At 66.0% G+C, this 13,633-nt stretch carries 18 protein-coding genes; 17 read left to right on the top strand and 1 reads right to left on the bottom strand.

All coding sequences use genetic code 11. The features are described 5' to 3' along the window. Positions 1-6: 6 nt before the first annotated feature. From NX784_RS12435 to flgJ, 6 genes are read left to right on the top strand one after another with little or no spacing between them, the layout of a single operon-like run. Positions 7-738 (top strand): FliA/WhiG family RNA polymerase sigma factor, encoded by a 732-nt coding sequence (locus tag NX784_RS12435; protein WP_258816975.1) that lies wholly within the window; start codon positions 7-9, stop codon positions 736-738. 24 nt (positions 739-762) lie between these two features. Further along, the gene (gene motA, locus NX784_RS12430) at positions 763-1,653 is read left to right on the top strand and encodes a flagellar motor stator protein MotA (protein ID WP_370662932.1); all 891 of its coding nucleotides are present in this window, start codon (positions 763-765) and stop codon (positions 1,651-1,653) included. A gap of 18 nt (positions 1,654-1,671) precedes the next feature. After that, positions 1,672-2,640 (top strand): flagellar motor protein MotB, encoded by a 969-nt coding sequence (locus NX784_RS12425; protein WP_258816973.1) that lies wholly within the window; start codon positions 1,672-1,674, stop codon positions 2,638-2,640. A gap of 29 nt (positions 2,641-2,669) precedes the next feature. Then, positions 2,670-2,948, top strand: a complete 279-nt coding sequence (gene flgM / locus NX784_RS12420; RefSeq protein WP_258816972.1) for a flagellar biosynthesis anti-sigma factor FlgM — start codon at positions 2,670-2,672, stop codon at positions 2,946-2,948. Positions 2,949-2,951: 3 nt separating this feature from the next. Beyond that, a complete protein-coding gene (gene flgN, locus NX784_RS12415) occupies positions 2,952-3,380 on the top strand; it encodes a flagellar export chaperone FlgN (RefSeq protein ID WP_258816971.1) in 429 nt (142 codons plus the stop codon). Further along, positions 3,367-4,089, top strand: a complete 723-nt coding sequence (gene flgJ, locus NX784_RS12410; protein WP_258816970.1) for a flagellar assembly peptidoglycan hydrolase FlgJ — start codon at positions 3,367-3,369, stop codon at positions 4,087-4,089. The genes flgN and flgJ overlap by 14 nt, the downstream gene beginning before the upstream one ends. On the opposite strand, the gene flgA is transcribed toward flgJ, so the two are convergent. Further along, positions 4,079-4,792 (bottom strand): flagellar basal body P-ring formation chaperone FlgA, encoded by a 714-nt coding sequence (gene flgA / locus NX784_RS12405; protein WP_258816969.1) that lies wholly within the window; start codon positions 4,790-4,792, stop codon positions 4,079-4,081. The two genes, flgJ and flgA, sit on opposite strands and share 11 nt — an antisense overlap. Positions 4,793-4,866: 74 nt before the next feature. Between flgA and flgB the strand changes: the two genes are divergently transcribed. The 11 genes from flgB to flgL are packed head-to-tail and all read left to right on the top strand — an operon-like array spanning position 4,867 to position 13,633. Continuing rightward, positions 4,867-5,226, top strand: a complete 360-nt coding sequence (gene flgB, locus NX784_RS12400) for a flagellar basal body rod protein FlgB (RefSeq protein WP_166863522.1) — start codon at positions 4,867-4,869, stop codon at positions 5,224-5,226. A 10-nt stretch (positions 5,227-5,236) separates the two neighbouring features. Further along, complete coding sequence (gene flgC, locus NX784_RS12395; RefSeq protein ID WP_166863524.1) at positions 5,237-5,641, top strand: flagellar basal body rod protein FlgC; 405 nt, start codon at positions 5,237-5,239, stop codon at positions 5,639-5,641. Between the two features lie 2 nt (positions 5,642-5,643). Continuing rightward, positions 5,644-6,309, top strand: coding sequence for a flagellar hook capping FlgD N-terminal domain-containing protein (locus NX784_RS12390; protein ID WP_258816968.1), 666 nt, complete (start codon positions 5,644-5,646; stop codon positions 6,307-6,309). Between the two features lie 44 nt (positions 6,310-6,353). Further along, the gene (locus NX784_RS12385) at positions 6,354-7,535 is read left to right on the top strand and encodes a flagellar hook protein FlgE (protein ID WP_258816966.1); all 1,182 of its coding nucleotides are present in this window, start codon (positions 6,354-6,356) and stop codon (positions 7,533-7,535) included. A 12-nt stretch (positions 7,536-7,547) separates the two neighbouring features. Beyond that, positions 7,548-8,273 carry a flagellar basal body rod protein FlgF gene (locus tag NX784_RS12380; protein WP_258816965.1) on the top strand — a complete coding sequence of 242 codons (726 nt, stop codon included), beginning with the start codon at positions 7,548-7,550 and terminating at the stop codon, positions 8,271-8,273. A 34-nt stretch (positions 8,274-8,307) separates the two neighbouring features. Further along, the gene (gene flgG, locus NX784_RS12375; protein ID WP_258816964.1) at positions 8,308-9,093 is read left to right on the top strand and encodes a flagellar basal-body rod protein FlgG; all 786 of its coding nucleotides are present in this window, start codon (positions 8,308-8,310) and stop codon (positions 9,091-9,093) included. A gap of 2 nt (positions 9,094-9,095) precedes the next feature. After that, on the top strand, positions 9,096-9,767 hold the full coding sequence (gene flgH, locus NX784_RS12370) for a flagellar basal body L-ring protein FlgH (protein ID WP_258816963.1): 672 nt from the start codon (positions 9,096-9,098) through the stop codon (positions 9,765-9,767). A gap of 7 nt (positions 9,768-9,774) precedes the next feature. Further along, a complete protein-coding gene (locus NX784_RS12365) occupies positions 9,775-10,935 on the top strand; it encodes a flagellar basal body P-ring protein FlgI (protein ID WP_258816962.1) in 1,161 nt (386 codons plus the stop codon). Continuing rightward, a complete protein-coding gene (locus NX784_RS12360) occupies positions 10,935-11,291 on the top strand; it encodes a rod-binding protein (RefSeq protein ID WP_258816961.1) in 357 nt (118 codons plus the stop codon). The genes NX784_RS12365 and NX784_RS12360 overlap by 1 nt, the downstream gene beginning before the upstream one ends. Positions 11,292-11,336: 45 nt before the next feature. After that, on the top strand, positions 11,337-12,710 hold the full coding sequence (gene flgK, locus NX784_RS12355; RefSeq protein WP_258816960.1) for a flagellar hook-associated protein FlgK: 1,374 nt from the start codon (positions 11,337-11,339) through the stop codon (positions 12,708-12,710). Positions 12,711-12,721: 11 nt separating this feature from the next. After that, positions 12,722-13,633, top strand: a complete 912-nt coding sequence (flgL, locus tag NX784_RS12350; protein WP_258816958.1) for a flagellar hook-associated protein FlgL — start codon at positions 12,722-12,724, stop codon at positions 13,631-13,633.

Here is a 13,633-nt window from a genome sequence, read left to right as displayed (position 1 = left end):
GGCTACATGACCGACTACGCCGACAGCTACGCCAGCAGCGAATATGCCGACGCCGCGATCCACGCGGCCATGAGCGCGGCCGAAGAGCAGAAACACCTCGTCGCCTATGCGCCGCTGGTCAAGCGCATCGCGCGCCAGCTCACCTCGCAGGTGTCGGGTGCGATGGGCCGCGAGGACATGGAGCAGATCGGACTGATGGGCCTGCTCGAAGCGCTGCGCCGCTACGGCACCCCGGACACCGGCTTCGGCAGCTACGCGTCGCTGCGCGTGCGCGGCGCGATCCTCGACGAGCTGCGCCGCCAGGATTGGCGTCCGCGCGCCGTGCGCCAGGACAGCCACAAGATGCGCGACGCCGTGCGCGCCCTCACCCGCAAGCTCGGCCGCGAGCCGAACGACAAGGAAGCGGCCGACGCGCTGGGCATCGGCCAGGAAGAATGGCGCCAGTTCCTGCTGGACGACTGCGCGGAAGAGCTGCTCAGCTTCGACGAGATCCTGCAGGAATCGACGGAACGCGCACACAGCGCGCCGGGACCGGAAGACCAGTTCCTCGTGCGCCGCAGCCTCGAGCAGGCGCTGTCCGCGCTGAACGAACGGGAGCAGCGCGTGATCCAGATGATTTACGAATTCGAGCTCAGCTACAAGGAAATCGCTGCCGTGCTCGACCTGTCCGATGCGCGCGTGTGCCAGCTCAACAAGAGTGCGCTGGCCAAGATGAAAGCGGCATTGGCCCAGGCCTGACCGATTACAAGAAAGGTAACAATAATCATGCAAATCCTTGGCATTCTGATCGTGCTCGGCGCCGTGTTCGGCGGCTTCACGATGATGGGCGGCACCGCCGGCGCCATCTGGCAACCGACCGAGCTGATCGTCATCTGCGGCGCCGCCACGGGCGCCCTCGTGCTGGGCAACCCCAAGCACGTGCTGGCCGAGCTCTTTTCCCAGTTCAAGCGCGTCGCGAGCAAGCACAAGCACGACTCCGAATTCCAGCGCCAGCTGCTCCTCCTGATGTACGAACTGCTGCAGACGGCGGCCGGCGGCCTGAAGGCGCTCGACGCCCACGTCGAGGCACCGAAGGACAGCCCGATGTTCCAGCGCTATCCGCTGATCCTGGAAGAGCCGAAACTGCTGGCCTTCATCGTCGACAACTTCCGCCTGATGGCAATGGGCAAGATCAACGCGCACGAACTGGAAGGCGTGCTCGAACAGGAACTCGACGCCATCCACGACGAGCTGACGCAGCCGTCGAAATCGCTGCACAAGATCGCGGAAGCGATGCCGGGCTTCGGCATCCTGGCCGCCGTGCTGGGCATCGTGATGACGATGAACTCCGTCGGCGAAGGCGCCGACACGGCCGAGATCGCGGAACGCGTGGGTGCCGCGATGGTCGGTACGTTCATCGGTATCTTCATGTGCTACGGCGTGCTCGATCCGATCTCCGGCATGATGAAACAGCTCGTCAATTCCGAGGCGTCGACGATGGAAACGGTGAAGGTCGTGCTGTGCACCCACGTGGCCGGCAAACCGCCGCTGCTGGCGATCGACGCGGGCCGCCGCCTGATCCAGCTGAACACCAAGCCCAGCTTCGCTCAGCTCGAAGCGTGGATCAACGCGATGGCCGACGGCGAGGAACCGAGCGCCAAGCGCAAGGCCTGACCGGACCTGGAGCAATAAGTGCAAGCAACCAAAAAAGGCGCCGAGAAGCACCACGAAGCGACCATCGTCAAGCGGGGTGGCGGCAAGCATCACGACGACGAGCACGGCGGCGCGTGGAAAGTGGCGTTCGCCGACTTCTGCATGGCGCTGATGGCGCTGTTCCTCGTCCTGTGGCTGATCGCCGCGCGCGACGCGCAGCAGGCCAAGGCCGTCGTGCGCGACAACACGGCCGCCGGCCTGATGGAAGGCTCGGGCGGCATGCCTGAAGTCAAGAACAGCCCGGCCGGCAGCCTGATCGAACGCTTCCAGCTTCCGCACAGCAACGGCGGCAGCCAGGGACCGGCCACGGGCAACAAATCGAACACGCCCGAGATGCGCACGCGCTACGAATCGCCGTCCGAACTGGCGGCGCTGGCGCACCAGCTGGAGCAGATGAGCGCCGATGCCGGTCTCGCATCGAATCTTGCCGCCGTGATCACACCGGACGGCTTGCGCGTGATGTTGCACGACACGGATCGCCAAGGCATGTTCGTGCGCGGCAGCCCGCTGCCGACCGAACGCTTCGCAAAACTGTTGCGTGCGATGGCACCTTTGTTCGAAAAAATGGAAAATCAGATGTTGATCGTAGGCCACACGGATTCCTTGCAGTACACTAAGGCCGGACCGACCAGCTATTCCAACTGGAGCCTGTCGGTCAACCGCGCGCTGGCTGCGCGGTCCGAACTGCTCATCGGCGGCATGCGCAGCGAAAGCATCCTGCAACTGGTCGGCATGGCCGACCGCGCCCCGATCGACGCGGCCCATCCGGACGCTTCGGCCAACCGTCGTATCGAACTGCTGATCCTGACCGGCAAGCAAGCCGCTGCCATCAAGACCATGTTCGGGACGCCGGCGGCCACCGACTCCCTCACCGAGGACGTGTCCACGTCCCGGACGGACGATGCGGCGCTGAAGGCGCTGCGCAGCCAGATGGTAAAGAAACCATGACGATTCAATCGAAAACCCGAGGAACACGCATGAAGATCTCCAGCGGCTCCACGCCCTCCGTCTCGATCACGCCGCTGGCCGGCGGTGCCGCCGCACCGGCCGCGGCCCCGGTGAGCGCCCCCACGGGCACGGACGCCCTCGAATCCGCCGTGCTGCAACCCGCGCAGAAAGCGCTGGGTGCCCTGCCCGACTTCGACGCGGCCCGCGTGGCCGAGCTGCGCGATGCGCTGGCCAAGGGCGAGCTGCCGTTCGACGCGGGACGCCTGGCCGGCCTGATCCAGCGCTTCCACGGCGGCGGCAAGGGCTGATCCATGGGACGCATCACCCGCGACCAGGCCGTTGCCCGGCTGCTGGACGGCGTCGAGGCCGACCTCGGCGCCTGCGGCACGATCCGCGACCTGCTGGAGCGCCAGTTCCAGGCCGCGATGCGCCACCACGGCAGCGAACTGACCGTGCTGGCCGAACAGCTTACGCCCGAGCTGGACGCGATGGAACAGCGCCGCCGCCAGCGCGTGCAGCTCGTCCGCGCACTGCTGGGCCAGAACGCCACGATGGACGACCTGCTGGGCAGCCTGCCCCCGCCGCAGTGCGCGCGCGGCCGGGCCGACTGGAGCCGCCTGGAAGAACTCGTACGCGACTGCAAGCAGGCGACCGTCCGCAACGGCAGCCTGATGGCCGAACAATTTACGATCATGCAACGCCTGCTCCACGGCGAAGACGGTACCTATGCGCCACGCTGAATTCACGACGTCGATCCCCGCCCTCACCCCCACCGCAGCCACGGCGCCCACCGCGCCGATCGGCAACGGCGGCGGGAAGTTCGGCGGCATCTTCAACGAGGTGCAAGGCGAAGTGGCCGATTTCATCCAGAACGGCGGCGGTGACTTCGCCCCGAGCGCACAGCTCAGCGCCGAAGGCCGCATGTGGGCGGCACGCAGCCAGGAAGCGACGGCCGCCGTCATGGGCGACGGCAGCGACACGTCGCCCGACCAGCAGGCATTCCTGCAGAGCATTGCCCCGTGGGCCAAGGAAGCGGCCGACAAGCTGGGCGTCGCGCCCGAGCTCGTATCCGCGCACGCGGCACTGGAATCGGGCTGGGGCCAGCGTCCGCTGCGCAATGCGGACGGCAGTTCATCCCATAACCTGTTCGGCATCAAGGCCGGCACCAGCTGGCATGGCGACGTTGCGCAATCGGCCACGACCGAATACGTGGGCGGCGCAGCCATCAAGACGAGTGCGAAATTCCGCGCCTACCCGGACCAGGCCAGCGCCTTCCGCGACTATGCGCAGATGTTGATCGACAATCCGCGCTTCCATGCTGCACTCGGCGCCGGCAACAACGCCCAGGCGTTCGCCGCGGGCCTGGCCAAGGGCGGCTATGCCACCGACCCGGCCTACGCGGCCAAGCTCGCGCGCCTGGCCGGCAAACTGCAGAACGTCAGCGGTTGAGCTCCATATCGATCGGCTCGACCGTGCCCGGTCCGGCGACGCGCATGCGCACCACCTGCCCGCTCCCGGCATTGCGCACGCGCACGACGGCGCCCTTCCCGCCCGCATCCAATGCTTCTCCGGCCATGCTGACTTCGATGCCTTCGCGCCGCGCGACCATCATGACCGCATCGCCCCGCTTCACCAAAACGGGGCTGCTGAGCTGCCCGCTGCGCAAAATGTCTCCTGGACGCAACATGCGACGAGACATTTGTCCGACCGCGTCAGCCGGATTACTGATCGGGTCTGCAATGTTCGAAATATCACGGCGCTCGATCGTGACTTGTGCGTCGGACAACGCTTCATTCGCCGCGACAGGCGCCGCAGCAATTGCCACCATGGCACTCACGCGCGCGCGGACGGTGTACTCGTACCGCCACCCGGGGGTGTCCGGACAGCGCGCTACGAAGCGCATCCTCTGGGAAGAACGGGTATCGAGCGCTTCGATGGCCACTTGCTGGCTGCACGGCGGCGTCGGACGCGGCGCCACGACGGCGATCTCGAATTGCGGTTCGCTCAAGCCCGACGCCGCCATCTGCCTTTCCAGTTCGGCACGGGCCGCTTGTTCAATTTGCACCGGAATCGACGGTGCCGCAGCTTGCGCAAACGCAGAAATAAACATCAGTGACGAAGCGGCAAGGGTTGCCTTACAGAAAGCAATCATTAGAGAATAGTGGCTGCGGAAAAAATCTGATTCTAACCAATCACACCGAAGTTCAACCGACAGGAGTTCCTGACATGACGATTAATTTCAAAGACGCACTGGGTGTGCATGCCGACGCGCTGGAATTGCGCGCCGAGCGCACCAAGGTGTTGGCGGCGAATATCGCGAACGAGAGCACGCCCGGCTACACCGCCCGCGACGTCGATTTTGGCGCCATGCTCCAGGACCGCATCGACACGGAGAACGGCGAGCTCAGCCTCTCCGACGACCAGCCCCTGTACCGCGTGCCGTTCCACCCGAGCGCCGACGGCAACACCGTCGAGATCGGCGTCGAGCAGGCAGCGTTCGGTCAGAACTCTTCCGATTTCAATACCAGCCTGACCTTCATCAACATGCAGTTGCGCGGTCTGGCAAAAGCCATCAACGGTCAATAACAGGTCAACAATGGGCTTCAAAGACATTTCCCAGATCGCCGGTTCGGCGATGGCGGCGCAAACGGTGCGCCTGAACACGATCGCCAGCAACCTGGCCAACGCCGACGTCGCGGCCGGCTCCGAGACGGAAGCCTATCGCGCCCGCAAGCCGGTCTTCGCGGCCGTCATGGGCAACGAGGGCAGCGCGGGCGTGCGCGTGCTCGACGTGGTCGAGAGCGCGGAACCGCTGCGCCGCGTGCACGAGCCGGACAATCCGAAGGCCGATGCCGACGGCATGGTCTATTACACGAACGTCAATGAAGTCTCCGAAATGGCCGACATGATGTCCGCCAGCCGCGCCTTCGAAACCAACGTCGAAGTCCTGGGACGCATCAAATCCATGCAGCAGTCGCTGCTCAAGCTGGGAGAATCCTGATCATGGTGACCACGAACTCCACCACCAACAGCCAGTTCGGCGGCACCGCGGGCACGAACGCCGACAAGGTGTCGACGCAGGCAGCCACCAGCGCCAACAAGGACATGTTCACCAAGCTCCTCGTCGCGCAGATCCAGAACCAGGACCCGCTGTCGCCGCAGGATCCGACCGCGTACGTCAACCAGCTGTCGCAGCTGTCGCAGACGGAAGCGCTGCAGAACCTGTCGTCGACCAGCACGGCCAGCGCGACCGTGCTGCAAAGCCTGCAGACGCTCGCCATGGGCGGCCAGGTCGGCTCGGACGTCACGGTCGCGACGAACACCCTCAAGCTCGACGGCAGCAAGGTCTCCGGCACCGTGCAATTGAACGGCCTGTCGGCCGGCACGAACCTGGTCCTGACCGGCAACGACGGCAAGCAGCATACGATCGAACTGGGCCCCGGTACGGGCGCGCAGCCGTTCACCATCGATCCGGACGCCCTTGGCCTGGCGCCCGGTTCGTACACGATCCAGGCCAAGCCATCGGACGGCAGCTCGCCCACGGTCGAAGTCGCGGCACGCCTGAACAGCGTGCACGTGAACGGCACCAAGGTCGTGCTCCAGGTGGCCAACGTCGGCGAGGTCGACCCCTCGTCCGTCACGGGTTTCAACGGCAAGACCGGCTCCTGAAGCAGGACGCCCTCCCTCGACCGCAACGCATTTAAGGAATCGACATGAGCTTCGACATCGCACTGTCCGGCATCCAGGCCATCAACGAACAACTGGATACCGTCTCGAACAATATCGCCAACGCCGCCACCTACGGCTTCAAGGCAGGCCGCGCCAACTTCTCGTCCGTCATGGCCGGCAGCCAGGTCAACGGCGTGGAGATCGGTTCGGTCACGCAGAACATCAGCCAGAACGGCAGCACGCAGACCACCGGCCGCGGCCTGGACGCCGCGATCGACGGCCGCGGCTTCTTCGTCAGCGTCAACAGCCAGGGCACGTCGCAGTACTCGCGCGTCGGCATCTTCTCGACCGACACCAAGGGCTACCTGATCGACAGCAACGGCAACAAGGTGCAGGGCTACGGTCCGACCAAGGGCGGCGCGCTGGGCCCGGTGGGCGACATCCAGGTCCCGACCGGCCAGATCGCGGCCGTCGCCACGACCGGCATCAAATACGTCGGCAACCTGTCGGCCGACTGGACCACGATGCCGGCCGCCGGCTTCGACATGACCAAGAGCGACACCTACAACATGGTGAAACAGTCGATCGCGTACGACTCGCTGGGCACCCAGCACACGCTGTCGCAATACTTCGCCAAGCAGGACGCGAACACCATCAACGTGTACTACTCGCTGGACGGCGCGCCCGTCACGGGTCCGGCCGCGCTGACGTTCGACGCCACCGGTCAGCTGACGGGCACGACCGGCTCCACGGTCGCCATCCCGGCGGCCAACGGCGCGTCGGCCGGCAGTGTCGCCATCGACTACACGGGCACGACCCGCTTCGCCGGTGAAGCCAGCACCACGACGAACCGCAGCGACGGCTATGCGTCCGGCTCGTTCGTCGGTGTGGAACTGTCCGGCGACGGCTCGCTCGTGGCCAAGTACAGCAACGACCAGTCGCAGGTCGTCGGCACCGTCGCCCTCGCGACGTTCGCCAACGAAGGCGCGCTGTCGTCGATCAGCAATACGAGCTGGGTCGCCAACGCCGAGTCCGGCACCGCCCTGATCGACCCGCCGGGCGTGGGCCTGTCCGGCAAGCTGAACACGGGCGCGCTGGAAGGCTCGAACGTCGACATCACGTCGCAGCTCGTGGGCCTGATGACGTCGCAGCGCAACTACCAGGCGAACTCGAAGGTCCTGACCACCGAAAGCCAGATGATGCAGGCCCTGATGCAGGCCCTGTAAGCCTGAGACGCCATGGATAAACTGATCTTCACCGCTGTCTCCGGCGCCGAGCGCCTGATGCGTTCGCAGCAGGTGCACGCGAACAACCTGGCCAACCTCGACACGGCCGGCTTCCGCGCCAGCATGGAAGTGGCGAGCCAGCAGCAGCTGGGCGGCTACGGCTTCGACGACCGCCATCTGTCCGTCATGCAGTCGGACATGATCTCGACCCGCGCCGGCGCCATCCGTGAGACGGGCCGCCCCCTCGACGTGGCACTGGGCGGCCAGGGCTTCCTGGCCGTGCAGTACGGCGACGGCGAAGCCTATACCCGCTCGGGCGAAATCGAGATCGGCCCCGACGGCGCGCTGTCGGTGCACGGCCACCCGTTGCTGGGCGAAGGCGGTCCGATCGTGCTGCCGCAGAACACCGCGGTCGAGATCGGTACGGACGGCACGATTTCCGTGCTGACCGAAGGCGCCACCCAGATGCAGGTCGTCGACAAGCTGCGCCTCGTGAACGCCACGGGCGCCGAACTGACGAAGAACGAGGCCGGCCTCGTCGTCGCGCGCGACGGCGCCAACCTGCCGACCGACCCGGGCGTCAAGGTGCGCCCGCGCGCGCTCGAGGGCAGCAACGTCTCGGCCGTCGAGGAAATGGTCGCCACCATGAGCCTGAACCGCAGCTTCGAGGTGCAGATGCGCCTGTTCAAGGCGAGCGACGGCATGAATGAAGCGGGCAACAAGCTGATCAGCGGCTGACGCACGTCCAACCTACGAATACAGGAGTGAAACCATGAATCCAGCAATGTGGATCAGCAAGACCGGTGTGCAGGCCCAGGATGCGAAACTGCAGGCCATCGCGAACAACCTGGCCAACGTGAACACGGTCGGCTTCAAGCGCGACCGCGTCGTGTTCGAAGACCTGTTCTACCAGGTCGACAAGCAGCCGGGCGCGCAGACGGCCGACAACACGGTCAGCAACGGCGTCCAGCTCGGCAACGGCGTGAACATCGTCGGCACCCAGAAGGTGTTCACCAACGGCAGCATCCAGACGACGAGCCAGCCGCTCGACGTCGCCATCACCGGCAACGGTTTCCTGCAGGTGCGCCGCCCGGACGGCCAGCCGGCCTACACCCGCGCCGGCCAGCTGCAAGTCGATTCGAACGGCGTGCTGGTCAACGCGCAGGGCCTGCCCCTGGTGCCGCAGATCACCATCCCGAACAACGCCACGTCGATCACGATCGGCGAAAACGGCATGGTCAGCGCGACCGTCCCCGGCAATACCGCGCCGACGGAACTCGGCCAGTTGACCTTGACCACGTTCGTCAACCCGGCCGGCCTGCAGGCGCTGGGCGAGAACCTGTTCCAGGAAACGGCGGCCAGTGGCAATCCGAACGAAGGCAAGGCCGGCGACGGCGCCTTCGGCAAGATCAAGCAGGGCGCGCTGGAAGGCTCGAACGTGCAGGTCGTCGAAGAGATGGTCGACATGATCGCCGCCCAGCGTACCTATGAGATGAACACGAAGGTGTTGTCGGCCGCCGACAACATGCTGCAATACCTGTCCCAGGCTTCCCGCTGACCATGAAACGTATCGCCCTCGCCGCCGGGATGGCGGCCAGCCTCGTGCTGACCGGATGCGCCTCCTCGCGCGCTCCCCTGCCCACCAACGTCCCGGCAGACGACGCCCTCGCCCTGCCGAAAACGCAGCCGGCGCGCGGCGGCGTCGGGGGCGGCGTGTTCACCACCGACACCGTCTCGCTGACGTCGGACGCGCGCGCGTTCCGCGTGGGCGACGTCGTCACCGTCCTGCTGCAGGAAACGACCCAGGCCAGCAAGAAGGCCGGGACCAGTTTTTCCAAAGGCTCGTCCGCGTCCGTCAACCCGATCGGCGCGCTCGGCAAGACCTTCGGCCGTACGGGCCTGAGCGTCTCCGGCGACCGCAGCTTCAACGGCGACGCCACCAGCACCCAGCAGAACGCGCTGTCCGGCGCCATCACCGTGCTCGTGCAGGAAGTGCTGCCGAACGGCCTGCTGCGCGTGGCCGGCGAAAAGCGCCTGCAGCTGAACCAGGGCGAAGAGTTCGTGCGCATCAAGGGTTACCTGCGCGCCGCCGACATCGACAACGAAAACCAGGTGTCGTCGCTGCGCGTGGCCAATGCCCGCATCGCCTATTCCGGCCAGGGTTCGCTGGCCGACGCCAACAGCCCAGGTTGGCTGACCCGCTTCTTCACCGGCCCCCTGATGCCGTTCTGACGATCCCATGACCCGATTCCAACGCATCGTTTCCGCGGCCATGGCCGCCCTGCTGGCCCTGCCGGCATTCGCGGCGCCCGCGCTGCCGAAGACGGCCGCGGCCAGCCCCGACGCGGCCATCCTGGCGCGCAGCCAGCCGCTGCGCAACCTCGTCAGCGTCGAAGGCGTGCGCGAGAATCCGCTCGTCGGCTACGGCCTCGTCGTGGGCCTGAACGGCAGCGGCGACTCGACGCAGGTGAAATACTCGAGCCAGTCCGTCGTCAACATGCTGAAGCAGTTCGGCGTCAAGCTGCCGGATGGCGAGGAAGCGAAGAACAAGAACGTGGCCGCCGTCATGGTGTCGGCCGTGTTCCCGCCCGGCTACCGCCGCGGCCAGCAGATCGACGTGACCGTCTCGTCGCTGGGCGATGCGAAGAGCCTGCGCGGCGGCACGCTGCTGCTGACCCAGCTGCGCGCGGCCGACAACGAAGTGTATGCGCTGGCCCAGGGCAACCTCGTCGTCGGCGGCCTCTCCGCGTCCGGCAAGAGCGGCTCGTCGGTGACGGTGAACACCCCGACCGGCGGCCGCATCCCGAACGGCGCCCAGATCGAGCGCGAGATCCCGACCGATTTCGCCACCCGCCCGCAAGTGCTGCTGCGCCTGCGCCACCCGAACTTCGATACGGCCACGAACGTCGTGAACGCGATCAACCGCCGCTTCGGCCAGGTCGCGACGACGGCCGACGGCACGAGCGTGGAAGTCGTCGCGCCGGCGAACCCGACCGAGCGCGTCGCGTTCGTCGCCAAGCTGGAAAACATGGTCGTGGAAGCGGGCGAGGAAGTGCCGCGCGTCGTGTTCAATTCGCGCACGGGCACCGTCGTGATTTCCGACGGGCTGCGCGTGAAATCGGCCGCGGTCACCCACGGTTCGCTCAAGGTCGTGATCTCGGAAAGCTCGGCCGTGAGCCAGCCGGGGCCGTTCTCCAAAGGCCAGACGCAAGTCACGCCGCAGTCGAAGGTCTCGGTCGACCAGGGCTCGGGCCAGATGTTCCACTGGCCTGCGGGCGCGCGCCTGCAGACCATCATCGACACGGTCAACAGTCTCGGCGCCTCGCCGGACGACATCATGGCCATCCTGCAGGCGCTCGATCAGGCCGGCGCAATCGAAGGCGAACTGGTGGTAATCTGATGCTGAACAACATCCAATCCATCGATCCGGGCAAGCCGGACCAGGCCTCGGGCGATGACAAGGTCGCGCCCGCCGCAGCGGCGCCGGCCGCGCCCGACAAGGCGCTCGTCGCCAAGGCGACCAAGGCGGCCGTCGAGTTCGAGAGCTTCTTCATCTCGCACATGCTGCACCAGATGCGCGAGAGCACGCGCACTATCGCGCCGGACGACAGCCCGACCAAGGACAAGGTCAACCAGGACATGACGGACATGGTGGACAACATGCTGGCGGGGAATATGGCACACCAGCGCGCGTTCGGCGTCGCCGACGCGATTTTGCGGCAGATATTGCCGGCACCGCTTAATAAAACGAGCTGAACGGTCGCCTGTCATTACTGATCACGCACAAGAGAGACTCGCACGATGAGCATCCTGAACAACGCCCTGTCCGGAGCGGTCGCTTCCCAGCTGGCCCTGTCGGCCAGCAGCCAGAACATCGCCAACCTGCAAACCAAGGGGTACACCCGCCAGTCTGCCCTGCTGTCCGCGGTCGCGCCCGCAGCCGGTTCGTTCCAGGCCGGCAACGGCGTGCGCGTGACCGATCTGATGCGGTTTTCCGACGGTTACAAGACCCAGCAGCTGTGGCGCAGCGCGTCCGACCTCGGCGCGCATTCGCAGACCCAGCCTTACCTCACGCAGCTGGAACAGGTGATGGGCGACGACAGCGCCAGCCTGTCGAGCGGCGTTGACGGTTTCTTCTCGGCGCTGAACGCCGTGGCCGGCGTCGACCCGACGTCGACCCCGCTGCGCCAGCAGGTGGTGACGGCGGCGGGCCTGCTGGGCCAGCGCTTCAACAGCTTGAACAACGTGTTCAACGCCCAGCTGCAGTCCGTGCGCCAGCAGCGCAGCGCGCTCATCGATTCGGCGAACAGCACGATCGGGGCGATCGCCTCGCTGAACGCGCAGATCGCCAACGCCAACGCGTCCGGCACCAACACCTCGTCCCTCGTGGACGCGCGCGACCAGGCCATCGACACCCTGGCCAGCCAGATGGGGCTGGAAGTCAGCGACCAGCCCGACGGCACGCGCAACGTGTCGCTCAAGACGGGCCAGTCGCTCGTGCTGGGCGGCGTGGCCGGCAAGCTGTCCGTCAGCGGCGGCGCGGCGCAGACGTTCAGCCTGACGTTCGCCGGCACCAGCTTCGAGCTCGACACCACAAAGGCGGGCGGCCAGCTGGGCGGGCTGTCGACGTATGAACAGGACACCCTGCTGCCGCTGCAGCAAGGCGTGGCCGACATGGCGCAGCAGATCGCCGCCAAGGTCAACACCCAGCTCGCGGCCGGCTATGCGATGGACGGCAGCACGCCCGGCAAACCGCTGTTCGTCTACAACGCGGGCAGCAGCTCGAACATGCTGCAGGTGGCGAGCGGCTTCCAGACGTCCGATCTCGCATTTTCCGCCGACGGCACGCCCGGCGACACCGGCAACCTGCAGAAACTCGTCGACATCAAGAGCCAGTCGATCACCGTGACCAACATCGGCAGCGTCATGATCAGCGACGCCGACACGCAGCTCGTCGGCCGCCTCGCCGTCGACAGCCAGCAGAACAAGAGCGCCCTCGCCACCACGCAGACGATGCGCGACCAGGCGCAGGCCGACTGGCAATCGACGAGTGGCGTCAACCAGGACGAGGAAGCCGTGCACCTCGTCGAATACCAGAATATGTACCAGGCCAACATGAAGGTGATGTCCGTCGCGAACGCGCTGTTCGACGCCACCTTGCAAATGATGGGTTAAGGGAGAACAGCATGCGTATCGCCACCAGCCAATACCAGGCGATGATGACTCAATCGCTCGAGGCCAACCAGGAGCGCATCGGTTACATCTCGCAGCAGATGGCCAACGGCAACCGCATCCAGACGCCGTCCGACGATCCGGTCGACAGCGTGCGCCTGTCGCGCCTGAAGCGCGAAGAAGCGGCCGTCACGCAGTATCGCAACAACATCGCCGCCGTCCAGATCCGCCTGTCGAAGAACGAAGGTTCGCTGCAGAACATGGTCAACGACATGCATTCGGGCCGCGACCTGCTCGTGTGGGCGTCGGACGGTTCCAACACGCCGAGCGACCTGAACGCGATGGTCGTCTCGCTGACGTCGCTGCGCGACAGCCTGCTGTATTCGGCCAACGCGATCGACCAGGAAGGCCGCCACATCTTTTCCGGCACCGCGACGGGCACCGCCCCGATCGCCTACGACGCCACCGCCCCGCTCGGTTCGCGCTACAGCTATGCCGGCAACACGAACGACCAGCTCGTCGTGGTCGGCAACGGCATCACGCAGGTGGGCAACCAGAACGTCAAGGGCATGGAAAACCTGCTGAACCAGCTCGACCAGACGATCAGCACCTTGTCGGCCAGCGGCGTCAACGCCAACGATCCGGCCGTGCGCAGCGTCCTGTCGTCCGCCCTGGGCGGGTTCGACCAGGCCATGGACCTCGTGTCCGGCAAGATCGCCGTCCTCGGCGGCCAGCAGAACATTCTGAAGACGCTGGACTCCAACCACGAGAACGTCAGCCTGTCGAACCAGAAGGCGATCCTGGACATCGGCCAGCTGGACGTCGGCTCCGCCGCCATCGAGCTGAACGGCTACCAGACGGCGCTGCAGGCCAGCTACAAGGCCTATAGCAAGATCGGCAACCTGTCCCTGTTCGCGGCACTGTGA

Origin of the sequence: Massilia pinisoli (assembly GCF_024753285.1) — a bacterium.
Classification (GTDB): Bacteria; Pseudomonadota; Gammaproteobacteria; order Burkholderiales; family Burkholderiaceae_D; genus Telluria; species Telluria pinisoli.
Note: the sequence above shows the minus strand (reverse complement) of the source record. Positions and strands in the feature narration are given on the sequence as shown.

Bases quoted from the DNA above. Each gene is read 5' to 3' on its own strand.
- flgA (WP_258816969.1), bottom strand. From the start codon at position 4,792: ATGATTGCTTTCTGTAAGGCAACCCTTGCCGCTTCGTCACTGATGTTT.
- flgH (WP_258816963.1), top strand. From the start codon at position 9,096: ATGAAACGTATCGCCCTCGCCGCCGGGATGGCGGCCAGCCTCGTGCTG.
- flgC (WP_166863524.1), top strand. From the start codon at position 5,237: ATGGGCTTCAAAGACATTTCCCAGATCGCCGGTTCGGCGATGGCGGCG.
- flgB (WP_166863522.1), top strand. From the start codon at position 4,867: ATGACGATTAATTTCAAAGACGCACTGGGTGTGCATGCCGACGCGCTG.
- NX784_RS12385 (WP_258816966.1), top strand. From the start codon at position 6,354: ATGAGCTTCGACATCGCACTGTCCGGCATCCAGGCCATCAACGAACAA.
- flgG (WP_258816964.1), top strand. From the start codon at position 8,308: ATGAATCCAGCAATGTGGATCAGCAAGACCGGTGTGCAGGCCCAGGAT.
- flgM (WP_258816972.1), top strand. From the start codon at position 2,670: ATGAAGATCTCCAGCGGCTCCACGCCCTCCGTCTCGATCACGCCGCTG.
- NX784_RS12365 (WP_258816962.1), top strand. From the start codon at position 9,775: ATGACCCGATTCCAACGCATCGTTTCCGCGGCCATGGCCGCCCTGCTG.
- NX784_RS12360 (WP_258816961.1), top strand. From the start codon at position 10,935: ATGCTGAACAACATCCAATCCATCGATCCGGGCAAGCCGGACCAGGCC.
- flgJ (WP_258816970.1), top strand. From the start codon at position 3,367: ATGCGCCACGCTGAATTCACGACGTCGATCCCCGCCCTCACCCCCACC.
- flgK (WP_258816960.1), top strand. From the start codon at position 11,337: ATGAGCATCCTGAACAACGCCCTGTCCGGAGCGGTCGCTTCCCAGCTG.
- NX784_RS12390 (WP_258816968.1), top strand. From the start codon at position 5,644: ATGGTGACCACGAACTCCACCACCAACAGCCAGTTCGGCGGCACCGCG.
- flgL (WP_258816958.1), top strand. From the start codon at position 12,722: ATGCGTATCGCCACCAGCCAATACCAGGCGATGATGACTCAATCGCTC.
- flgN (WP_258816971.1), top strand. From the start codon at position 2,952: ATGGGACGCATCACCCGCGACCAGGCCGTTGCCCGGCTGCTGGACGGC.
- NX784_RS12380 (WP_258816965.1), top strand. From the start codon at position 7,548: ATGGATAAACTGATCTTCACCGCTGTCTCCGGCGCCGAGCGCCTGATG.
- NX784_RS12435 (WP_258816975.1), top strand. From the start codon at position 7: ATGACCGACTACGCCGACAGCTACGCCAGCAGCGAATATGCCGACGCC.